Origin of the sequence: Enterobacter quasiroggenkampii (assembly GCF_043972695.1) — a bacterium.
Classification (GTDB): Bacteria; Pseudomonadota; Gammaproteobacteria; order Enterobacterales; family Enterobacteriaceae; genus Enterobacter; species Enterobacter quasiroggenkampii.
Genome location: NZ_CP143745.1, coordinates 930589 through 952248 on the forward strand (window position 1 = coordinate 930589; position 21660 = coordinate 952248).

General features: G+C 55.4%; 19 protein-coding genes. 10 read left to right on the forward strand and 9 right to left on the reverse strand.

Going from position 1 to position 21660, the window contains the following annotated elements; genetic code table 11:
* Positions 1 to 79: 79 nt before the first annotated feature.
* Entirely contained in the window at positions 80 to 604 is a 525-nt protein-coding gene (gene ssb1, locus V1572_RS04425) for a single-stranded DNA-binding protein SSB1 (RefSeq protein ID WP_008503384.1), read from the forward strand.
* Between the two features lie 61 nt (positions 605 to 665).
* On the opposite strand, the gene V1572_RS04430 is transcribed toward ssb1, so the two are convergent.
* Complete coding sequence (locus tag V1572_RS04430; RefSeq protein ID WP_045261050.1) at positions 666 to 947, reverse strand: YjcB family protein; 282 nt, start codon at positions 945 to 947, stop codon at positions 666 to 668.
* Positions 948 to 1438: 491 nt separating this feature from the next.
* On the opposite strand from V1572_RS04430, the gene V1572_RS04435 reads away from it, so the two are divergent.
* Entirely contained in the window at positions 1439 to 2842 is a 1404-nt protein-coding gene (locus V1572_RS04435) for a sensor domain-containing diguanylate cyclase (RefSeq protein ID WP_048226456.1), read from the forward strand.
* Positions 2843 to 3181: 339 nt separating this feature from the next.
* Positions 3182 to 4747 (forward strand): EAL domain-containing protein, encoded by a 1566-nt coding sequence (locus V1572_RS04440; RefSeq protein WP_048030238.1) that lies wholly within the window; start codon positions 3182 to 3184, stop codon positions 4745 to 4747.
* A 6-nt stretch (positions 4748 to 4753) separates the two neighbouring features.
* Here V1572_RS04440 and soxS read toward each other — a convergent pair whose 3' ends face one another.
* A complete protein-coding gene (gene soxS, locus V1572_RS04445) occupies positions 4754 to 5080 on the reverse strand; it encodes a superoxide response transcriptional regulator SoxS (protein ID WP_008503387.1) in 327 nt (108 codons plus the stop codon).
* 98 nt (positions 5081 to 5178) lie between these two features.
* Here soxS and soxR point away from each other — a divergent pair, with 98 nt between their 5' ends.
* The 4 genes from soxR to V1572_RS04465 all read left to right on the forward strand — a co-directional run bounded on the left by soxR (position 5179) and on the right by V1572_RS04465 (position 10114).
* Entirely contained in the window at positions 5179 to 5637 is a 459-nt protein-coding gene (gene soxR, locus V1572_RS04450; protein WP_008503388.1) for a redox-sensitive transcriptional activator SoxR, read from the forward strand.
* A gap of 364 nt (positions 5638 to 6001) precedes the next feature.
* Positions 6002 to 6673: a glutathione S-transferase gene (locus V1572_RS04455; RefSeq protein ID WP_196365647.1), complete on the forward strand. Its 672-nt coding sequence runs from the start codon at positions 6002 to 6004 to the stop codon at positions 6671 to 6673.
* 294 nt (positions 6674 to 6967) lie between these two features.
* A complete protein-coding gene (gene ghxP / locus V1572_RS04460) occupies positions 6968 to 8317 on the forward strand; it encodes a guanine/hypoxanthine transporter GhxP (RefSeq protein WP_008503390.1) in 1350 nt (449 codons plus the stop codon).
* Between the two features lie 150 nt (positions 8318 to 8467).
* Positions 8468 to 10114 carry a Na+/H+ antiporter gene (locus tag V1572_RS04465; RefSeq protein WP_008503391.1) on the forward strand — a complete coding sequence of 549 codons (1647 nt, stop codon included), beginning with the start codon at positions 8468 to 8470 and terminating at the stop codon, positions 10112 to 10114.
* Positions 10115 to 10150: 36 nt separating this feature from the next.
* Here the strand turns inward: V1572_RS04465 and V1572_RS04470 are convergent, their stop codons facing one another.
* Complete coding sequence (locus V1572_RS04470) at positions 10151 to 11038, reverse strand: LysR family transcriptional regulator (RefSeq protein WP_024906729.1); 888 nt, start codon at positions 11036 to 11038, stop codon at positions 10151 to 10153.
* Positions 11039 to 11140: 102 nt separating this feature from the next.
* On the opposite strand from V1572_RS04470, the gene V1572_RS04475 reads away from it, so the two are divergent.
* Together V1572_RS04475 and V1572_RS04480 are read left to right on the forward strand one after the other, a co-directional pair.
* Positions 11141 to 11551 carry a CidA/LrgA family protein gene (locus tag V1572_RS04475; protein ID WP_021242769.1) on the forward strand — a complete coding sequence of 137 codons (411 nt, stop codon included), beginning with the start codon at positions 11141 to 11143 and terminating at the stop codon, positions 11549 to 11551.
* Entirely contained in the window at positions 11544 to 12233 is a 690-nt protein-coding gene (locus V1572_RS04480) for an LrgB family protein (protein ID WP_045909180.1), read from the forward strand. Before V1572_RS04475 ends, V1572_RS04480 begins: the two co-directional genes overlap by 8 nt.
* A 32-nt stretch (positions 12234 to 12265) precedes the next feature.
* Here the strand turns inward: V1572_RS04480 and actP are convergent, their stop codons facing one another.
* From actP to acs, 3 genes are all read right to left on the reverse strand, one after another.
* Positions 12266 to 13915, reverse strand: coding sequence for a cation/acetate symporter ActP (actP, locus tag V1572_RS04485; RefSeq protein ID WP_045909181.1), 1650 nt, complete (start codon positions 13913 to 13915; stop codon positions 12266 to 12268).
* Positions 13912 to 14226, reverse strand: coding sequence for a DUF485 domain-containing protein (locus V1572_RS04490; protein WP_395299732.1), 315 nt, complete (start codon positions 14224 to 14226; stop codon positions 13912 to 13914). The genes actP and V1572_RS04490 overlap by 4 nt, the downstream gene beginning before the upstream one ends.
* Before the next feature lie 128 nt (positions 14227 to 14354).
* On the reverse strand, positions 14355 to 16313 hold the full coding sequence (gene acs / locus V1572_RS04495; RefSeq protein ID WP_048226461.1) for an acetate--CoA ligase: 1959 nt from the start codon (positions 16311 to 16313) through the stop codon (positions 14355 to 14357).
* A 423-nt stretch (positions 16314 to 16736) separates the two neighbouring features.
* Between acs and gltP the strand changes: the two genes are divergently transcribed.
* On the forward strand, positions 16737 to 18050 hold the full coding sequence (gene gltP, locus V1572_RS04500) for a glutamate/aspartate:proton symporter GltP (protein ID WP_045909183.1): 1314 nt from the start codon (positions 16737 to 16739) through the stop codon (positions 18048 to 18050).
* A gap of 80 nt (positions 18051 to 18130) precedes the next feature.
* Here the strand turns inward: gltP and V1572_RS04505 are convergent, their stop codons facing one another.
* The 3 genes from V1572_RS04505 to fdhF form a co-directional block, all read right to left on the reverse strand.
* Positions 18131 to 18805 (reverse strand): tetratricopeptide repeat protein, encoded by a 675-nt coding sequence (locus V1572_RS04505; RefSeq protein WP_023618154.1) that lies wholly within the window; start codon positions 18803 to 18805, stop codon positions 18131 to 18133.
* 121 nt (positions 18806 to 18926) lie between these two features.
* Positions 18927 to 19079 carry a Hok/Gef family protein gene (locus V1572_RS04510; protein ID WP_045909184.1) on the reverse strand — a complete coding sequence of 51 codons (153 nt, stop codon included), beginning with the start codon at positions 19077 to 19079 and terminating at the stop codon, positions 18927 to 18929.
* Between the two features lie 322 nt (positions 19080 to 19401).
* Complete coding sequence (fdhF, locus tag V1572_RS04515; RefSeq protein ID WP_080347341.1) at positions 19402 to 21549, reverse strand: formate dehydrogenase subunit alpha; 2148 nt, start codon at positions 21547 to 21549, stop codon at positions 19402 to 19404.
* Between the last annotated feature and the right edge of the window lie 111 nt (positions 21550 to 21660).

Here is a 21660-nt window from a genome sequence, read left to right on the forward strand (position 1 = left end):
CGCAACTATCAAAGTGCAGCATGGAAATGGTACACTCGCGCGTTTACACTATTAAGAAACGTATTCAGGAGACACGAACATGGCCAGCAGAGGCGTAAACAAGGTGATTCTCGTCGGTAATCTGGGCCAGGACCCGGAAGTACGCTACATGCCGAGTGGTGGCGCAGTTGCCAACATTACGCTGGCTACTTCCGAATCCTGGCGTGATAAAGCGACCGGTGAGATGAAAGAGCAGACCGAATGGCACCGCGTTGTGCTGTTTGGCAAACTGGCCGAAGTGGCTGGCGAGTATCTGCGTAAAGGTTCTCAGGTCTATATCGAAGGCCAGCTGCGCACCCGCAAATGGACCGATCAGTCCGGTGCTGAGAAGTACACGACGGAAGTGGTGGTTAACGTCGGCGGCACCATGCAGATGCTGGGTGGCCGTCAGGGCGGTGGCGCACCAGCAGGTGGCGGCCAGCAGCAGGGCGGTTGGGGCCAGCCTCAGCAGCCGCAGGGTGGCAACCAGTTCAGCGGCGGCGCGCAGTCTCGCCCGCAGCAGCAGTCTGCTCCTGCACCGTCTAACGAACCGCCAATGGATTTCGACGACGACATTCCGTTCTGATTTCCGCGTTCCCCAAACAAAAAACCCAGACATCGTCTGGGTTTTTTTATTCCATAAGGGATCAGGTAATCACCATCGGCCAGTCTGGTGGCGTGTGGCTCATCGCCTCAACCATCACCACTTTGATATTTTCCCAGACGGCAGCCATATCCAGCAGGGTAATGCCAAGCAGACCCGTTGCAAACCAGCAGGCAGCCCCCAGCCCCAACAGCGTGCTGATGACAGCGAGACCCGCGTAGTCAGATTTACGAAACTGAATGTTCAGCGTGCTGGCCAAAAACATCAGTACCGCACTCAACAAAGGCCAGCGCAGGAGTACCATGCTGGTAGTAATGGTTGCCATAAAACCCATCCTCTATAAAACAGACGAACTGAATGAAACAGAATTTTTTCGTTACATAAGTTGTGTGAACTATATCACGTTTGCTGTTTTATTCGCCAGTCCCGGGATGATGAAAAACGAGCGATTCATAGTTGCCGAGAATCAGTGGGTGCCTGAGTGAAAATATATCTTTGCTGGCTAAGTTCCCCAGTTCCCGCACTCTTTATAATGAATTCATTAAGATAGCAAAACTGATGCAAAAGGACGCACGCTGTACAATGTTTACAGCAATAACCCTATGGCTTATGCTTGAGTGGACAATTAATTTTACTCGCAGCTAACCTTTCAGGTTTTTGAATTTCATTATTTTTTTATTTTTTTGTACGTTTTTAATTACACACAACGTTGTTTTTAATTCGCTACGCTGAGATTCAGCCTGCGCGTTGGTTTGTCGATTTTTCGAATCTGAAGAAAGTTGCGTCCGGTTTATCGCCTGATAATCAGCGAAAAAAATGAAAGAAAACCGACGTGAGATTGTTAATGACAGCATGCAGGCGTTGCATGCGCTGGCTAAGCTAATGCCCCAGCTTCATGCTCAATGTTCTCTGGCCGACATGCTGGCGACCATCAGTCGCGCGCTGGGCGCAAGTCTTGCCTGGGTCAGCGTTAACGGTGATGACGGGCTGAAGCGCGTGGTGTCCGCCGGGGAGATGACCTGCCATCCCCTCGACGTGGCCGATTTCCTGGCGAACACGCTGCTTCAGCGACATCATCGATCGTGGCGGGTGGTTTACTGGAAAGAGAATATTGGCCGCACGTTATTTCCTCCTCAGCACCCGGGCTATGCGCAACTGCAAAGCGGTGTGCTGTGCAAGCTTTCAACTCAAAACTGGCACTGCAGCGGTTATTTCTTTTTAGCGTTCGAAGAAAGGCTTTCTTCTTTGCCGATTCTGAAAAATATCGTCGTGGTGCTGGTCGAAAAATTAAAAGACTATTTTGCGGAAATTATTGCCCGAGAAAAAACGGCGCAGGAAATGCAGCGCGTCGTGACGCAATATAAGACGCTCTTTGAACGCGCCCCGGTTTTAATGAACTCTTTCGACAAATTTAACCGCTGCGTGTTGTGGAATGCCGAATGTGAAAAAGTATTCGGCTGGACGATGGCGGAGATCGCGGAACATGCCGATCCGCTTTCGCTGTTTTATCCCGATCCGGAAGAGCGGCGGCGGGTAAGAGAGTCGGTCAATGTCTCGCCGCTGAAGGATATGTATGAATGGCATCCGCTACGCAAAGACGGCACCCCGCTGACGGTGCTGTGGTCAAACATTCTGTTGCCGGACAACTCTATCCTCAATATTGGGCTGGATATCACCGAGCGGAAAAAAGCCGAACAGCAGCTCGAAGTTAAAGCCACCACTGACGATCTCACCGGCTGCTTTAACCGGTCGGCGATTTTGCAGCAGCTGGAGCTTGCGCTGGCCACCAGTGCCAGGCAGGAGGCTAACAGCCATTTTTGCGTCCTGATGTTTGACCTGGATTTTTTCAAACAGATCAACGACGAGTGGGGACACCCGGTGGGCGATGCGGCGCTTCTTCACTTCTGTAATGCTATCCGTGAGTTGGCCCCTTCAGGCTCCGCATTAGGGCGCGTGGGAGGGGAGGAATTTTTGCTCCTTCTGGCGCAAACTGACGGTAATGGCGCTGCGCAACTGTCCGCCAGGTTGCGCACCGTTTTGCAAACTCATCCGCTGATAGTGGGCGAGAGAACGCTGTCGCTGTCGTTTAGCGCAGGGGTCGTGGAAGTCCGCGGGGAACAGCGGGATACTTCAGCCTTGCTAAGGCGTGCTGATAAAGCGTTATATGAGGCTAAGCATTTGGGGCGAGGAAAAACGGTGGTGGCGGCTGATTATTTATAAATCAGTGAACACAATACACCCGATCAAATAGCATAAAATGTCATGATGACGGTGTGCTTTTTTCATGCTGCCAGAAGTTTGGCTTAATCAACAATCGTCTGTTGTGTTATCTTCCCACCGCCCTTACGGGCTGGATAATTATTTTCCTTAATTGAAACGGAACGAATACTTACAGTTTCACTTACGGGAAAATATTATCGTCATAACGAAATTTAAGATTTTTAATACGAAAAGTCAGTTGCTAACTTCGCATGATTCATGCAACGTAATCACCTGTTTAACACAGCATCCGGCCTTCATTACTACAGGCGTACAACATGCAGGGATATAGGGCGGGAAATGAATCGTAGCGCGCAGCGCAAGATGCTCAGGGTGGTAGGGATCATCATGGTAGTTATGCTGCCGGTGATGCTTGCGCTATGGTTTGCCCAGCTAAGAGCCGTGTCTGAAACAAGCGCCCAGCTACGGACATTTGCTGAACTGGCTTTAGACAAAACAGAGCTGGTTATACAGCAGGTTGATCTGGCCCGGGACGAGGCGGAAAAATATCGGGGCGAGCTTTGCACCCCGGGACACCGTCAATATATGTTGAACGTTGTTCGTGGCCGCCTGTTTGTTGCCGATTTAATTTATGCTGAAGGTCAGAATTTTCTTTGTTCGACCGTTTTTACACCGGATCGTCCCTACGCTATTCCCGTCGCTAATTACACGCGTAAACCTGACGTCGCTATCTATTATTATCGCGACACCCCATTTTATACTGGTTATAAAATGACATATATGCAGCGTGGAAATTATGTGGTGGTCGTTAATCCGCTTTCATACAGCGAAGTCATGTCTGCGGATCATTCTCTCTCGTGGGGGGTATACGACACGGTAACCAATGCTTTCTTTTCCGTCAGTCAGAAAGCCAATGTTTCTTTATTAAATTCGATGATTCGGGATAAGGAATCGGTATTTCAAAAAGATAACCGCTTTTATACGATCGTCACATCCCCCAAAAGACCGATTGCGGCTATCGTGTCGACATCGAATAAACGCTTTTATGAAACGCTTTACCATCAGGCGACATTAACGCTGCCGCTGGGAATGATTTGCAGCATTATTATTTTGCTGGTCTGGTCTCGCACCCATCGTGAGCTCAATTCGCCGGGGCGTTTACTGCACAGGGCGCTGAACAAACGCCAGCTTTGCGTGCACTATCAGCCGATTATTGATATCAAGAACAACCGGTGTGTCGGCGCGGAGGCGTTATTACGCTGGCCTGGTTTTAACGGGCAGGTGATGAGCCCGGCTGAGTTTATTCCGCTGGCTGAAAATGAGGGGATGAGCGAGCGGATTACGGATTATGTCGTTGAGGAAGTGTTCAGTGATTTAGGCCATTTCCTGGCCGAGCATCCGCATCTCTATATTTCGATTAACCTGTCGGCGACGGATTTCCACTCCTCGCGGCTGATCGCCATGATTTCTGAGAAGGCCCGCCACTATGCCGTCCGCGCGCAGCAAATCAAAATTGAAGTGACGGAACGCGGTTTTATCGATGTGCCTAAAACCACGCCGGTGATTCAGGCTTTTCGTCAGGCGGGGTATGAAGTCGCCATCGATGATTTCGGTACCGGCTACTCGAACCTGCACAATCTCTACTCGCTGAACGTCGATATTCTGAAAATCGACAAATCGTTTATCGATACCTTAACGACCAACAGCACCAGCCACCTGATCGCCGAGCATATTATCGAGATGGCGCAAAGCCTGCGGCTGAAAACCATTGCGGAAGGGGTTGAGACGGCAGAGCAGGTGAGCTGGCTGTTGAAGCGCGGCGTCCAGTTTTGTCAGGGATGGCACTTCGCGAAAGCGATGCCGCCCCAGGAATTTATGACCTGGCAGCAGCAACCTTTGCACTGAGCGTGATTAATTCAACTGGTGGCGATAGTCGCTCGGCGTGCGGTCAAACTCGCGGCGAAACACGCGGGAAAAGGTTTGTTGCGACACATAGCCAAGATCCATCGCGATATCAAAAATCGGCCGCTGCGTTGAGCGTAGCGCCTGCGCCGCCAGCAGCAGTCTGCGCTGACGAATGTACTCACCCAGCGTCTGATGCATGACCGTACGGAACATTCTCTGTAAATACCATTTCGAATAGCCCGACTTTTTCGCGACCACATCAATGTTCAACGGTTGGTCGATATGGTCATCAATCCATTCAATAAGCGTCTGAATAATCTGCTGATGCGACATAAGGTTGCCCCTCTGTAGATACAACTATCTCGGTTAATTCGTCGTTTTCTCTGCGGGGGAGTATAATTCCTCAAGTTAACTTGAGGTAAAGAGGTTTTATGGAAAAGAGATTGCCGCGCATTAAAGCGCTGTTAACCCCCGGCGAAGTGGCAAAGCGAAGCGGCGTGGCGGTATCGGCGCTCCACTTCTATGAAAGCAAAGGGTTAATTAAAAGCATCCGTAATGGCGGCAACCAGCGTCGCTATACCCGCGACGTGCTCCGCTACGTGGCGATTATCAAAATTGCGCAACGAATCGGAATTCCCCTGGCCACGATCGGCGAGGCATTTGGCGTGCTGCCGGAAGGGCACACGCTGAGCCCGAAAGAGTGGAAAGAGCTGTCGTCCCAGTGGCGTGAAGAGCTGGACAGGCGTATTCATACGCTGGTCGCGCTGCGTGACGAACTGGATGGCTGCATTGGCTGCGGTTGCCTGTCGCGCAGCGACTGCCCGCTGCGTAACCCCGGGGACAAACTGGGCGAGCAGGGAACGGGAGCGCGGTTGCTGGAAGAGGATTGAGATCGGTTTGCCGGGTGGCGCTTCGCTTACCCGGCCTACCAAACCGTCAAATGTAGGCCGGGTAAGGCGTAGCCGCCACCCGGCAAAACCCCACATACATAAAGAACTAAAGCGCCACAAAGGGCGCTTTAGTTTTTCCCGGTCTTTGTCTTTCTCTCTATCCCGCTGGTTCACGGGAGGGTTTCCCCCGACATCAGCACCCCTCGTGTCGAGCTGGTTGGGGAGGTTCCGGATTGTGCTGACACTTTAATTCTATGCAAGGCCCGTTTTTTCGCCAGCGACGCTGACCGGTTTTTAGCCGAATTTTTTTCGCGGTGTTGTTCAATTTTCTATAGTTAAAAAGTATGAATAACAGGAGAAAGCCATGCTCACGGTACACCACCTAAACCAGTCGCGCTCGCACCGCGTAATCTGGGCGCTGGAAGAACTCGGTCTGCCTTATGAGATCGTTCACTATCAGCGCGAAAAGAACATGCTGGCACCTGAGGCGCTCAAAAAGGTGCATCCGTTGGGCAAATCACCGGTCATCGAAGATAACGGACTGATCCTCGCAGAGTCAGGCGCCATTCTGGAGTATCTGCAGGAGACGTACGATCCCGAGTCGCGGCTTAAGCCTTTAGATCCCGCGCATAAGGTGCAGTACCGCTTCTGGTTGCACTACGCGGAAGGATCGCTGATGCCGCTGCTGTTAATGAAGCTGGTCTTCAACAGCCTCGGCAAGCCGCCCGTGCCGTTTGGTATCCGAACCCTGGGAAAAGCGCTGGGGCAGGGGGTGCAGAAAGCGTACCTCAACCGCCAGCTGGAAACCCATGCACGCTTTATTGAGTCGCACCTTGCTAAAAACAGCTGGTTTGCCGGGGATTCGCTCAGCATGGCCGACATCCAGATGAGCTTCCCGATCTTTGCCCTGCTGGCGCGCGGCGGTATTAACAACTTGCCGCATAGTCAGGCATGGAAAACGAAGGTTGAAAACAGCCCTGGCTGGCAACGAACCCTGGCACAAGGGGGGCCGTTATTCATCCCGGGGGAGGATTGAAATGTAAACAAATTGCGCATAGACGATAACGTTTGCGCATCCTCTGTTTATTTCTTCAGCGTCATAAGTGAATTTTAGCGAAAAACGATAAAGTTCAGTTGAAAAGGGCGGGGATTAGGCTAGATAATCGTTTGCCTTAATTTGACCACCCGTTTGTAAGCGCGGAGCTAAACGTTTGCTTTTTCTGTGACGCCCTTTCGTCGCAAACGCAACACAAGGATTTGACGTTTAGCTGGCAGTGGCGTCTCCACCTCGCTTACGGACTTCCTAAAAAACTCTCAGGGGATGTTTTCTATGTCTACGCCATCTGCGCGTACTGGCGGTTCACTTGACGCCATGTTTAAAATTTCGGCCCGCGGCAGCACCGTGCGTCAGGAAATCGTTGCCGGTTTGACAACGTTTCTGGCGATGGTGTATTCCGTCATCGTTGTGCCGGGCATGCTGGGCAAAGCGGGCTTCCCGCCAGCAGCTGTCTTTGTAGCGACCTGCCTTGTGGCCGGCGTGGGCTCTATCGTGATGGGCCTGTGGGCGAACCTGCCGCTGGCGATTGGTTGCGCCATCTCCCTGACCGCGTTTACCGCGTTCAGCCTGGTGCTGGGCCAGCACATCAGCGTACCGGTTGCGCTGGGCGCCGTGTTCCTGATGGGTGTGCTGTTTACCGTTATTTCAGCGACCGGCATCCGTAGCTGGATCTTGCGCAACCTGCCGCAGGGCGTGGCGCACGGTACCGGCATCGGCATCGGCCTGTTCCTGCTGCTGATCGCCGCCAACGGCGTCGGTCTGGTCATCAAGAACCCGCTGGACGGTCTGCCGGTGGCGCTCGGCCATTTCGCCAGCTTCCCGGTGATCATGTCGCTGATCGGGCTGGCGGTGATTATCGGTCTGGAAAAACTGAAAGTCCCGGGCGGCATCCTGCTGACCATTATCGGCGTTTCCATTGTCGGCCTGATTTTCGATCCGAACGTCCACTTCTCCGGCATTTTCGCCATGCCGTCGCTGAGTGATGACAAAGGCAACTCTCTGATTGGCAGCCTGGATATCGTTGGCGCGCTGAACCCGGTCATCCTGCCAAGCGTGCTGGCGCTGGTAATGACCGCGGTGTTTGACGCGACCGGGACCATTCGTGCGGTGGCCGGTCAGGCGAACCTGCTGGATAAAGACGGTCAGATTATTGACGGTGGCAAAGCGCTGACGACGGACTCCCTGAGCAGCGTCTTCTCAGGCCTGGTGGGCGCAGCGCCTGCGGCGGTGTACATCGAGTCCGCAGCGGGTACGGCGGCAGGCGGTAAAACCGGCCTGACGGCGATCACCGTGGGCGTGCTGTTCATGCTGATCCTGTTCCTCTCTCCGCTCTCCTACCTGGTTCCGGCGTACGCGACCGCGCCAGCGCTGATGTACGTTGGCCTGCTGATGCTGAGCAACGTGGCGAAAATCGACTTTGCGGATTTCGTGGACGCGATGTCTGGCCTGATTACCGCGGTCTTTATCGTGCTGACCTGTAACATCGTGACCGGCATTATGATCGGTTTCGCATCGCTGGTGATTGGTCGTCTGGTCTCCGGGGAATGGCGCAAGCTGAACGTTGGCACCGTTGTGATTGCCGTTGCGCTGGTGGCGTTTTACGCGGGCGGCTGGGCAATCTAAATTGGCCTTTGATGCGAAAACGGGTGGCTCAGGCCGCCCGTTTTTATTTTCAGGACTCATCCTGTTGCCTTTTGCGTTACTCTGGGGAAGATAGAATAAAAGGCACGACGCCTTCCGGAGTACATAAGCAACACAGCAAACAGGGAACGCATGGAAATCTTCTTCACAATACTCATCATGACCCTTGTGGTCTCGCTATCCGGGGTGGTTACACGCGTACTGCCCTTTCAGGTCCCCCTGCCATTAATGCAAATTGCCATCGGCGCGCTGCTGGCGTGGCCGACGTTTGGCCTGCACGTGGAATTTGACCCCGAACTGTTCCTCGTGCTGTTCATCCCGCCACTGCTGTTTGCCGATGGCTGGAAAACGCCCACGCGCGAATTCCTTGAGCACGGGCGAGAGATCTTCGGCCTGGCGCTGGCGCTGGTGGTGGTCACCGTCGTCGGGATTGGTTTTCTGATCTACTGGACGGTACCGGGCATTCCGTTAATACCGGCTTTTGCGCTGGCCGCCGTGCTGTCGCCAACCGATGCCGTGGCGCTGTCCGGCATTGTGGGTGAAGGCCGCATTCCGAAGAAAATCATGGGGATTTTACAGGGTGAGGCGCTGATGAATGACGCCTCCGGCCTGGTTGCCCTGAAGTTTGCCGTGGCCGTTGCGATGGGCACGATGGTCTTTACCGTCGGCGGCGCGACCCTGGAGTTCTTCAAGGTGGCGATTGGCGGTATTCTCGCGGGCTTCGTGGTGAGCTGGCTGTACGGCCGCTCGCTGCGCTTCCTCAGCCGCTGGGGCGGCGATGAACCCGCTACGCAGATCGTACTGCTGTTCCTGCTGCCGTTCGCCTCTTATCTGATTGCCGAACATATCGGCGTGTCGGGCATTCTGGCGGCAGTGGCGGCAGGGATGACCATTACCCGCTCTGGCGTGATGCGCCGCGCGCCGCTGGCTATGCGTCTGCGTGCAAACAGCACCTGGGCGATGCTGGAGTTTGTCTTTAACGGCATGGTGTTCCTGCTGTTGGGCCTGCAGCTGCCGGGCATTATGGAATCCTCGCTGGTGGCGGCCGAAGCCGATCCGAACGTTGAAGTCTGGATGCTGTTTACCGACATCGTGTTGATCTACCTGGCGCTGATGCTGGTGCGTTTCGGCTGGTTGTGGACGATGAAAAACTTCAGCGTCCGCTTCCTGAAGAAAAAGCCGATGGAGTTTGGTTCGTGGACAACGCGTGAACTGCTGATTGCCTCTTTTGCGGGCGTACGCGGGGCGATCACCCTTGCCGGTGTCCTCTCCATTCCACTGCTGCTGCCGACGGGCGACGTCTTCCCGGCGCGTTACGAGCTGGTGTTCCTGGCGGCGGGCGTCATTCTGTTCTCACTGTTTGTCGGCGTGATTATGCTGCCGATTTTACTCCAGCATATTGATGTCGGTGATTCGACCCAGCAGCACAAGGAAGAGCGTATTGCGCGTGCAGCGACCGCCGAAGTGGCGATTGTCGCCATCCAGAAAATGGAAGAGCGCCTGGCCGCGGATGCGGAAGAGAACATCGATAATCAGCTGCTGACGGAGGTGAGTTCCCGCGTAATTGGTAACCTTCGCCGCCGCGCGGACGGGCGTAACGATGTGGAAAGCTCGCTGCAGGAGGAGAACCTGGAACGCCGGTTCCGTCTGGCAGCGCTGCGCTCAGAGCGTGCCGAACTGTACCACCTGCGCGCCACGCGCCAGATCAGCAACGAGACGCTGCAAAAGCTGCTGCACGATCTGGACCTGCTGGAAGCGCTGTTGATAGAGAATCAGTAGCGCTGTTTTGCCCGGTAAGCGCAGCGCCACCGGGCACTATTCAGACCGCACCCAAAACCCCTCACAACACTGCAGCCACGCCTGCGCGCTCTGCGACAAATAGACCCCTTCACGCCAGATCATCCCTAACTGCCAGTGCAGATCGCTCTCCAGCGGGATCCAGCGCAGCGTGTTTTTATCCAGACGCTCGCAAATCGGCTGCGGCAGAATGGCAATCCCCACGCCCGCCTGCACCATCGCGGCCAGGAAATCCCATTGTCCGCTGCGTACCGCAATGCGCGGCTTGACGTTATGCTGGTTAAACAGCGTCATCAGCTGGCGGCTGAGGGCGAAGTCTTCGTTGTAGATCAGCAGAGGGTGCTCGCCGAGCAGTTCAGGCTTCACCGACTCCCTCTTTAGCCAGTCGCCGGAGCGGGGCACCAGCACGCACAGCGGGTGGCTAAAGAGCGGAAGCGTCGCCAGGCCGCTCTCTTCCTCAACGGGGAGGGCGGTCATTGCCACGTCGAGCTCGCCGTTAGTGACGGCCTGCTGGACGGTTAACCCACCAAACTCCGAAATCTTCAGCTCTACGCCGGGATAACGCTGGCGAAACAGGCTAATCGGCCCGGCCATCATCATGCCGACCATCGGGGGAATGCCGAGGCGAAGCACCCCTTTGGTCAGATGATTAATATCGTCCAGCTCTGCTTCCAGCTGGCGGAACTCCGCCAGAATCGCCAGCCCGCGTTCGAACACCACGCGTCCGGTGTCGGTCAGCAGCAGCTTGCGCCCGTCGCGGATCAGCAGGGTACAGTTCAGTTCATCTTCGAGGTTTTTCAGCATTTTGCTGATGGTGGGCTGGGTAACAAACAACTTCTCCGCTGCGCGGGTGAAACTTTGCTGACGAACCACTTCGACAAAATAGCGCAGCGTTCTTATGTCCATGATTATTCCTCGAAACTATACCTTTGATGATTTTAATTCATTTCAGTCCACACCGTGCGCTCACTATACTGGCGCCTCGTCTCATTTTTGAGGAAAACCCCCATGGCCGTGGCGTTAAGCCGTGTTACGCCTGCCGTTGTACAACGACTCCAGGTCCCGGTTCAGGTACTGCTCTACGCGGGACTGTTTGTTTTCGCCGAATATCTTGTCGGCTGGCTCCACCTGCCGCTGCCTGCCAACCTGGTAGGGATGCTGCTGATGCTGACGCTCATCCTCTGTCGCGTGATCCCCCTTAACTGGGTGCGCGCCGGGGCGCGCTGGCTGCTGGCGGAGATGCTGCTGTTCTTTGTCCCTGCCGTGGTGGCGGTGGTGAACTATGCGCAACTGCTGATGGTGGACGGCTGGCGAATCTTTGCGGTGATCGCGCTGAGTACGTTGATGGTGCTGGGGGCGACCGCCTGGGTCGTGGATAAAGTCTACCGGTTTGAAATCAGCAGGCACAAACATGACTAACTTTCAGATCAGCGTCTTGTGCCTGATCGCGACGCTCGGGATCTACTTCGCCAACAAGCGGCTGTATCGCCGGTTTCATGCGCTGCCGCTGATGCCGCTGGTCTTCACGCCGATCCTGCTGGTGCTGATGCTGGTCTTCGGCCACATTTCCTGGCAGAACTACATTGGTGAATCCCACTGGCTGCTGTGGCTGCTCGGCCCGGCGACCATCGCCTTTGCCGTGCCCGTTTATGACAACCTGGCGATTATCAGGCGCCACTGGATGTCGCTCAGCGCAGGCGTGATCACCGCCACGGTGGTCGCGGTCTGTAGCTCCGTCTGGCTGGCGAGACTGTTTACGCTGCCCGATGAAATTCAGCGCAGCCTGGCCGTGCGCTCGGTGACCACGCCGTTTGCGCTGGCGGCGGCTAAACCCCTCGGCGGACAGCCGGACCTGGTGGCGCTGTTTGTGGTGGTGACGGGTGTCTTTGGGATGGCGGTGGGCGATATGCTCTTTCTGCGGCTTTCTATTCGGGAAGGAATGGCCAAAGGCGCGGGATTTGGCGCGGCGTCGCACGGCGCGGGCACGGCACGTTCCTATGAGCTGGGCCAGCAGGAGGGCGTTGTCGCGAGCCTGGTGATGATGCTGTCGGGCGTGGTGATGGTGCTGGTTGCGCCGCTGGTGGCGTGGGTGATGTTTTAAGCTCCCCGACCAGAATGGCCGGGGAGAAAGGTTTAGTGCGCGCGGCCCTGCTCAACGCCAAGACCGGTTTGTGAACGAATAAACTGGGCGCGGAATTTCTCGCGCTCCAGGTTACCCTCCGGCGAATTGTCGGTGGCCGAGAAGACCCAGATACCGATAAACGCCACGGCAATGGAGAACAGCGCCGGGTATTCATACGGGAAGATGGCGCTGGCGTGACCGAGGATCTGCACCCAGATTGTCGGGCCCAGAATCATCAAGATCACCGCCGTCAGCAGCCCCAGCCAGCCGCCAATCATCGCGCCACGGGTGGTCAGTTTCGACCAGTACATGGAGAGCAGGATGATCGGGAAGTTACAGCTTGCCGCGATGGAGAAGGCCAGCCCCACCATAAAGGCGATGTTTTGCTTCTCGAACAGAATGCCCAGCAGGATCGCCACTACACCCAGCACCAGCACGGTGATTTTGGAGACCTTCAGCTCATCGCGCTCGCTCGCGCCTTTGCGGAAGACGTTGGCGTAGAGGTCATGCGAAACCGCCGACGCCCCGGCCAGCGTTAAGCCCGCAACCACCGCAAGAATGGTGGCGAAGGCCACGGCAGAGATAAAGCCGAGGAACAGGTTGCCGCCCACCGCGTCGGCCAGATGCACCGCCGCCATGTTATTGCCGCCAATCAGCGCGCCCGCGGCATCTTTAAACGCCGGGTTTGCCCCCACCAGCATGATCGCACCAAAGCCGATGATAAAGGTCAGGATATAGAAGTAGCCCATGAAGCCGGTAGCGTAGAAGACGCTCTTGCGCGCTTCACGCGCATCGCTCACGGTGAAGAAGCGCATCAGAATGTGCGGTAGACCTGCGGTACCAAACATCAGGCCCAGACCGAGCGACAGGGCAGAAATCGGGTCTTTCACCAGCCCGCCCGGGCTCATAATGGCTTCTCCTTTCGGGTGAACCGCCATGGCTTCGGTAAACAGGTTATTGAAGCTGAAGCCGACGTGCTTCATCACCATAAAGGCCATAAAGCTTGCGCCGAACAGCAGCAATACCGCTTTGATGATTTGCACCCAGGTGGTGGCCAGCATGCCGCCGAACAGGACGTACATCACCATCAGCACGCCCACCAGCACCACCGCGATGTGGTAGTTCAGGCCGAACAGCAGCTCGATCAATTTACCCGCGCCCACCATCTGCGCGATCAGATACAGTGCCACCACCACCAGCGAACCGCAGGCGGAGAGGGTGCGAATCGGCCCCTGCTTCAGGCGATACGAGGCCACGTCGGCGAAGGTATAGCGGCCCAGGTTGCGCAGGCGCTCGGCAATCAGGAACAGAATGATCGGCCAGCCGACGAGGAAGCCGAGGGAGTAAATCAGGCCGTCATAGCCGGAGGTGTAGACCAGCGCGGAGATCCCGAGGAACGAGGCGGCGGACATAAAGTCACCCGCAATCGCCAGGCCGTTCTGGAAGCCGGTAATGTTGCCGCCTGCGGTGTAGTAGTCGTTACGGGAGCGCACGCGTTTCGACGCCCAGTACGTAATGTACAGCGTCAGCACCACGAAAATCAGGAACATGATAATCGCCTGCCAGTTGGTTGGCTGGCGCTGTACCTCGCCGGTAATGGCATCCGCCGCGTGGGCGGCAAAGGGAAGTGTGGCGGCTAGCGCCGTCAGGACTCGCTTCATGATGCTTTTACCTCTTGCAGTACCGCTTTATTAAGACGATCGAATTCACCGTTCGCGCGCCAGACGTAGACGCCGGTGAGCACAAATGAAATCACGATCACGCCAATGCCAATGGGAATACCGCGCGTCACGCTGGTCCCCTCGTGTAACGGGGTGCCCAGCCAGTGCGGCGCAAAGGCGATCAGCAGAATAAAGCCGACATAGATAATCAGCATGATGATGGAAAGGGTGAAGGCAAACCGTTGCCGCTTATCGACGAGCTCCCTGTAGTGCGCACTATTCTCTATCTGCAGACAAATATGGTCATTCATCACAGAGTCTCCAAAGGTAAGGTTGGTTTGTTTTTATCCCCTCTCCCCTATGGGGAGAGGGTGAGGGGAGGAAGGTGCGGTCTGATGCCCTCACCCAGGCCCTCTCCCACGGGGAGAGGAAGAAAAGATTACGATGGCATTGCGATGGCCTGCTTCTCTTCGAGCAGTTTTTCCACCACGCCAGGATCCGCGAGCGTTGAGGTATCACCGAGGTTGCTGGTGTCCCCTGCCGCGATTTTGCGCAAGATACGGCGCATGATTTTGCCGGAGCGGGTTTTCGGCAGCGAGTCGGTCCAGTGCAGCACGTCCGGCGTGGCCAGCGGGCCAATCTCTTTACGCACCCAGTTGCGCACTTCGGTGTACAGCTCTGGCGACGGCTCTTCCCCGTGGTTCAGAGTGACATAGGCGTAAATCGCCTGGCCTTTGATGTTGTGCGGAATACCGACAACGGCCGCTTCGGCAATCTTCGGATGCGACACCAGCGCCGATTCAATCTCCGCGGTGCCCAGACGGTGGCCGGAGACGTTCAGCACGTCGTCCACGCGTCCGGTGATCCAGTAATAACCGTCTTCATCACGGCGCGCGCCGTCGCCGCTGAAGTACATGTTTTTAAAGGTCGAGAAGTAGGTCTGCTCGAAGCGATCGTGATCGCCGAACAGGGTACGCGCCTGACCCGGCCACGAGTCCGTGATCACCAGGTTGCCTTCGGTGGCGCCTTCCAGCGGGTTGCCTTCGTTATCCACCAGCGCAGGCTGCACGCCGAAGAACGGACGGGTTGCCGAGCCTGCTTTCAGCTGCGTGGCGCCCGGCATCGGGGTGATCATGAAACCGCCGGTTTCGGTCTGCCACCAGGTGTCCATGACCGGGCATTTCTCGTTGCCGATTTTCTTCCAGTACCACTCCCAGGCTTCCGGGTTAATCGGCTCGCCCACGGAACCGAGGATGCGCAATGAAGAGCGGTCGGTGCCTTCGATGGCTTTATCGCCTTCCGCCATTAAGGCGCGGATCGCCGTTGGCGCGGTGTAGAGAATATTGACCTGATGCTTGTCGACGACCTGGCACATACGCGCCGGGGTCGGCCAGTTCGGTACGCCTTCAAACATCAGCGTTGTTGCGCCACAGGCCAGCGGGCCGTACAGCAGGTAGCTGTGCCCGGTGACCCAGCCCACGTCGGCGGTGCACCAGTAGATGTCGCCCGGGTGGTAGTCGAAGACGTATTTGAACGTGGTGGCCGCGTAGACCAGATAGCCGCCGGTGGTGTGCAGCACGCCTTTCGGTTTGCCGGTTGAGCCAGAGGTGTAAAGAATGAAGAGCGGATCTTCCGCATTCATCTCTTCAGGCTGATGCTGGTCGCTCGCTTTTTCAATCAGGTCGCTCCACCACAGGTCGCGCCCCTCGTGCCAGTCGATTTTGCCGCCGGTACGCTTAAGGACGATGACGTTGCTGACCGTGTTGACGTTCGGGTTTTTCAGCGCTTCGTCGACGTTTTTCTTAAGTGGGATACCGCGTCCTGCACGCACGCCTTCATCGGCGGTGATCACCAGTTTTGAGCTTGAATCGACAATACGACCCGCAACCGCCTCTGGCGAGAACCCGCCAAAGATAACCGAGTGAATGGCGCCGATACGCGCGCAGGCCAGCATGGCCACCGCCGCTTCCGGCACCATCGGCATATAGATTGCCACCACGTCGCCTTTTTTAATGCCTTTATCCAGCAGGACGTTGGCAAAGCGGCACACGTCGCGGTGCAGTTCTTTATAAGTAATGTGTTTGCTCTGCGAGGCATCATCGCCTTCCCAGATAATCGCCGTCTCGTTCCCGCGTGCGGCAAGGTGGCGGTCAAGGCAGTTCGCCGCCAGGTTCAGCGTGCCATCTTCATACCATTTAATGGAGACGTTACCGGGCGCAAAGGAGGTGTTCTTCACCTTCTGATAAGGTTTGATCCAGTCCAGGATATGGCCCTGCTCACCCCAGAAGGTGTCCGGGGCGGTGATAGATTGCTGATATTTCTCGTGGTACTGCTCCGGGTTGATCAGGCAACGGTCCGCAATGTTTGCGGGAATGTCATGTTTGTGTATTTGGCTCATGGCTTTTTTTCTCCTTGTAAGATGTTAATAATATGTCGCAAAAACGTTAATAGTAGGGGCTTTACAAGCTTTGTTTATTATTTGGGCTACAGATCACGCATTGTTTGAACAGGTTGAAAAATGAGCGAATGAAACTTTGAAGGAAAATAATTTATGCTGACGATTATTCACATTTATGTTTAAAAAAGCGTTTTTATAACAAAAGGTTATTTATTAGAAACAGGATAAACTCCCGTCACGGACGCTTTTACGAGTGAAATGCGTCGTTCTTTAAGGCTTGCGCAACAGGCCGCGCAAATGATACTCATACGCCGCGTTAAAAAATCCCATAAATCGACGCAACACAATTCATACCCTATCAGTATGTCCCCCTATTCATGCAGTTTGAGTGAATAAGGCGCTTCATTGAGGAAGTCAGTTTCTATGAAAAACGTTAAAGTCAGCCTGGCCTGGCAGATCTTAATTGCCCTTGTGCTGGGCATCTTGCTGGGCAGTTACCTCCACTATCACAGCGACAGCCGCGACTGGCTGATTGCGAACCTGCTTTCACCGGCAGGGGATATCTTTATTCATCTGATCAAGATGATTGTGGTACCAATTGTGATCTCGACGCTGGTGGTGGGTATTGCGGGCGTCGGCGATGCGAAGCAGTTAGGTCGTATTGGTGCGAAAACCATTATCTATTTCGAAGTGATCACTACGGTTGCGATCATTCTCGGTATCACCCTGGCGAACGTGTTCCAGCCGGGTTCCGGTATTGATATGTCGCAGCTGGCTACGGTGGATATTTCGAAATACCAAAGTACAACCGCTGACGTGCAGAGCCATGCGCACGGCCTGATGGGCACTATCCTTTCTCTGGTACCGACCAACATCGTGGCATCGATGGCGAAGGGCGAGATGTTGCCGATTATCTTCTTCTCGGTCCTGTTTGGTCTGGGGCTCTCCTCTCTGCCCGCGACGCACCGCGAACCGCTGGTAACCGTGTTCCGCTCTATCTCCGAGACCATGTTTAAAGTGACCCACATGGTGATGCGTTACGCGCCGGTAGGGGTGTTTGCGCTTATTGCCGTCACCGTGGCGAACTTCGGTTTTGCCTCCCTCTGGCCGCTGGCGAAGCTGGTGATTCTGGTGCACTTCGCGATCCTGTTCTTTGCGCTGGTGGTGCTGGGCATCGTGGCGCGTCTGTGCGGGCTGAGCATCTGGATTCTGATCCGTATCCTGAAAGATGAGCTGATTCTGGCCTACTCCACGGCAAGCTCTGAGAGCGTGCTGCCGCGTATTATTGAGAAGATGGAAGCCTACGGCGCGCCAGCGTCGATCACCAGCTTCGTGGTGCCGACCGGTTACTCCTTTAACCTGGATGGCTCCACGCTGTACCAGAGTATCGCCGCTATCTTTATTGCCCAGCTGTACGGCATTGATCTGTCGCTGTGGCAGGAGATCGTCCTGGTGCTGACGCTGATGGTGACCTCAAAAGGTATCGCAGGCGTACCGGGCGTTTCGTTCGTGGTGCTGCTGGCGACGCTGGGCAGCGTCGGTATTCCGCTGGAAGGCCTGGCCTTTATCGCGGGCGTGGACCGTATCCTCGACATGGCGCGTACGGCGCTGAACGTGGTGGGTAATGCACTGGCGGTGCTGGTTATCGCCAAGTGGGAACACAAATTCGATCGTAAAAAGGCGCTGGCGTATGAACGCGAGGTGCTGGGTCGTTTTGATAAGACTGCCGATCGCTAACCTCTTAAGCCCGGTGGCGCTGCGCTTACCGGGCCTGCGGGTCTTGTAGGCCGGGTAAGGCGAAGCCGCCACCCGGCACTTTACTCCCCGCTCAACGCATCAAACTCTTCACATCCCGTATCAAACCCTTCAGTACAGCTCAGGTTCAACCAGTACAGTGCTTTCTGTTTATTGGGCGTGATAAAGCCTTTCTCACCCTGCCTGAACAACATCCCTGCCCAGTACTCGGCGTAGCCGGTACGCGAAAGGGCTGAACTCCGCTTGAACCACGAGGCGGCCTGCACATCATCCTGCGCTACCTCGACGCCGTTGGCATAAATGAGTCCCAGCAGCAGCTGCGCATCGACCGCAGAGTCACTGTCGATATCTTCGGTTGCCGTTTGCAGCAGTCTGATAGCCTGCGGATAGTCCGTTTTCCCCGCCTGAGTATTTACCAGAATGCGCGCCAGCATGATCGCGCCGCGTTTGCTGCCAGCAATGTTTGCCTGTTGGGCCAGGGCTTTGGCCTGTGCGTAATCGCCCTGTGTAAAGAGGATTTGCGAGAGCAACCCCATGGCGTCGACATCACCGCCTTTCGCGGCTTTCTCGGCCCACAGCGCGGCCTGCTTGCTGTCGCCGGAGCTGAAGTACGTATCGGCAAGATAATACTGGGCACGCGCATCACCGGCTTCTGCCTGTTTCCGATACTGGCTGCCTATCTCATCCGCGCGGGCGAAGGACGTTAAAAACACTAACAACAGAAAAATGGCTTTCATGGATTCTTATCATCTGGGTACACGCCGCGCAGTATAATCGCGGGCGCAAAAGAAAAAAATGGGTGCATTAAGACCTCAGCATCCTACAAGCCGGGCGGAACCGTTGTTCCGCCCATAGAGGTTAGCCTGGGTTGCAGGCTAATTTAGCCGCCACCTCCTGATGTTCACTCTTTATTGAAAACTCGCAGAGCTTACCGCGAGTAATAAAGGTAAAGATCACTATCGTCAGGCAAACAATAAAGACGATGCCTAACGCAGTTTTTAATGGCGTCATGCCTTTTACTCCTTGTCAAAAAAAGAATAAGAGGCTACTCTCAACCTGTTGGGAGTTGAGGGAGTAGCCTCGGGTAAATGAAAATTTCCCGGGGCTTTCTACTTTCTGTCCCTCAACAATGCTCAAGACAGAAAGTCTTAAGCACCCGCCGCATATCTTATCTCGCTGAATTAAAATGCAAAGATGTAATTCCTTTTCGCGAAAATTACATTATTTCTGCGAGCCGCTTTCCAGAATAATAATTTATATTTCTTATGAATTAATCGGAAATAAAAAGGGAGTGAATATATCACTCCCTTTATTCATCGATGAATTAACGGCTTCAACCCATTGCGCTTTCGCGCAGTCGGGCTTTCAGCTTGTTATATTCGTCGATCACGTACTGTTCCGCCGCGTGCTGATCCGCAATCGGCTCAACGTTGACGGCGCAGTATTTATACTCCGGCGTTTTGGTTATCGGGCTTAAGTTCTCCGTTACCAGCTCGTTGCAGGCACCAATCCACCACTGATAGGTCATATAGACCGCCCCTTTGTTTGGACGATCGCTGACCTGCGCACGGGTGATGACCCGCCCTTTGCGCGAATTCACCCACACCAGCGCCTCGTCCTCAATACCAAGGCGTTCCGCATCGGCGGTGTTGATTTGCGCATAGCCGGGCTCGTCCGCCAGCGCGGCCAGCGCGGCGCAGTTGCCGGTCATCGAACGACAGGAGTAGTGGCCCACTTCACGTACGGTGGAGAGCACCATCGGATACTCATCGGTGAGTTTATCAATGGGCGCGACCCAGTCGCAGGTGAAGAATTGCGCCAGCCCGTTCGGGGTGTCGAATTTCTCCTTAAAGAGATAGGACGTGCCTTGATCGGCCTCCGACTCATCCCGGCACGGCCACTGGATGTATCCCAGCTCACCCATTTTTTCATAGGTGGCGCCGTAGAAGTCCGGGCACAGGCTGCGCAACTCGTCCCAGATCTCCTGGGTGTTGTTGTAGTGCATCGGGTAGCCCATACGGGTGGCGATTTCGCTGATAATCTGCCAGTCCGTTTTCAGATCCCACTTCGGCTCGACTGCCTTGAAGAAGCGCTGGAAGCCGCGGTCGGCCGCCGTGTAGACGCCTTCATGCTCGCCCCAGGAGGTCGACGGTAAAATGACATCCGCCGCCGCCGCGGTTTTGGTCATGAAGATATCCTGGACAATCACCAGCTCCAGATCCTCAAACCCTTTACGCACTGCAGAGAGCTCGGCGTCGGTTTGAAGCGGATCTTCACCCATGATGTAGGCCGCACGCACTTCGCCATGCGCCGCGCGGTGCGGCAGTTCGCTGATGCGGTACCCGGTGTGTTCCGGCAGGCTTTCCACGCCCCAGGCCTTCGCGAATTTGGCGCGGTTCTCCGGGAACTTCACGTACTGGTAGCCAGGATAAGTATCCGGCAGCGCGCCCATATCGCAGGCGCCCTGCACATTATTCTGACCACGCACCGGGTTCACGCCAACGTGGGCTTTACCCAGATTACCGGTCAGCATCGCGAGGCTGGTCAGAGAGCGCACGGTTTCCACGCCCTGGTAGAACTGTGTCACGCCCATGCCCCAGAGGATGGCGGCGGTTTTCGCCCCGGCATACATCCTGGCCGCCTGACGGATCGCCTGCGCACTGACGCCGGTTATCGCTTCAACCGACTCTGGCGTGTAGCCTTCGACTATTTTCTTATACTCTTCAAAGCCTTCCGTACGGGTCGCGACAAACGCCTGGTCGTACAGGTTCTCCTCAATGATGACGTGTCCCATTGCATTCAACAGCGCGATGTTCGAGCCGTTTTTCAATGCAATGTGCATATCCGCAATGCGCGCGGTTTCAATTTTGCGCGGATCGCAGACGATGATTTTCGCCCCATTCTGTTTAGCGCGAATAACGTGGTTCGCGACGATAGGGTGAGAATCCGCCGGGTTATAACCAAAGATGAAGACGAGATCGGTATTATCTATCTCGTTGATGGCATTACTCATTGCGCCGTTACCGACCGACTGGTGCAGACCTGCAACCGATGGGCCGTGTCAGACGCGAGCGCAGCAGTCGACGTTATTAGTACCAATAACGGCGCGCGCGAATTTTTGCATCACATAGTTGGTTTCATTTCCCGTCCCGCGGGAAGAGCCGGTGGTCTGGATGGCATCCGGGCCATACTTGGCCTTGATGGCGCTCAGGCGCGTGGCGACGTAATCCAGCGCCTCGTTCCAGGAGACGGCTTCCAGCTTGCCGCCGCGCTCGCGGCGGATCATAGGGGTTTTCAGGCGCGGGGTAAGGATTTGGGTATCGTTAATAAAATCCCAGCCGTAGTAACCTTTCAGGCACAGCGTGCCCTGGTTGGTTTTCCCCTGTGCGGCCTCCGCCCGGACGATTTTGCCGTTATCGACCACCAGGTGGATCTTGCAACCTGAGGCACAATAAGGGCAAACCGTGACGACTTTTTTCATCAGTCTGCTCCAGTTAATCGAATCGTTCGCACCCACTATGCAGCTTCTATGCCATGTTTTTTGTATGGGTATCCCCTGACTTTACGGCCCATTCGGGGTGAAAACCCTGAC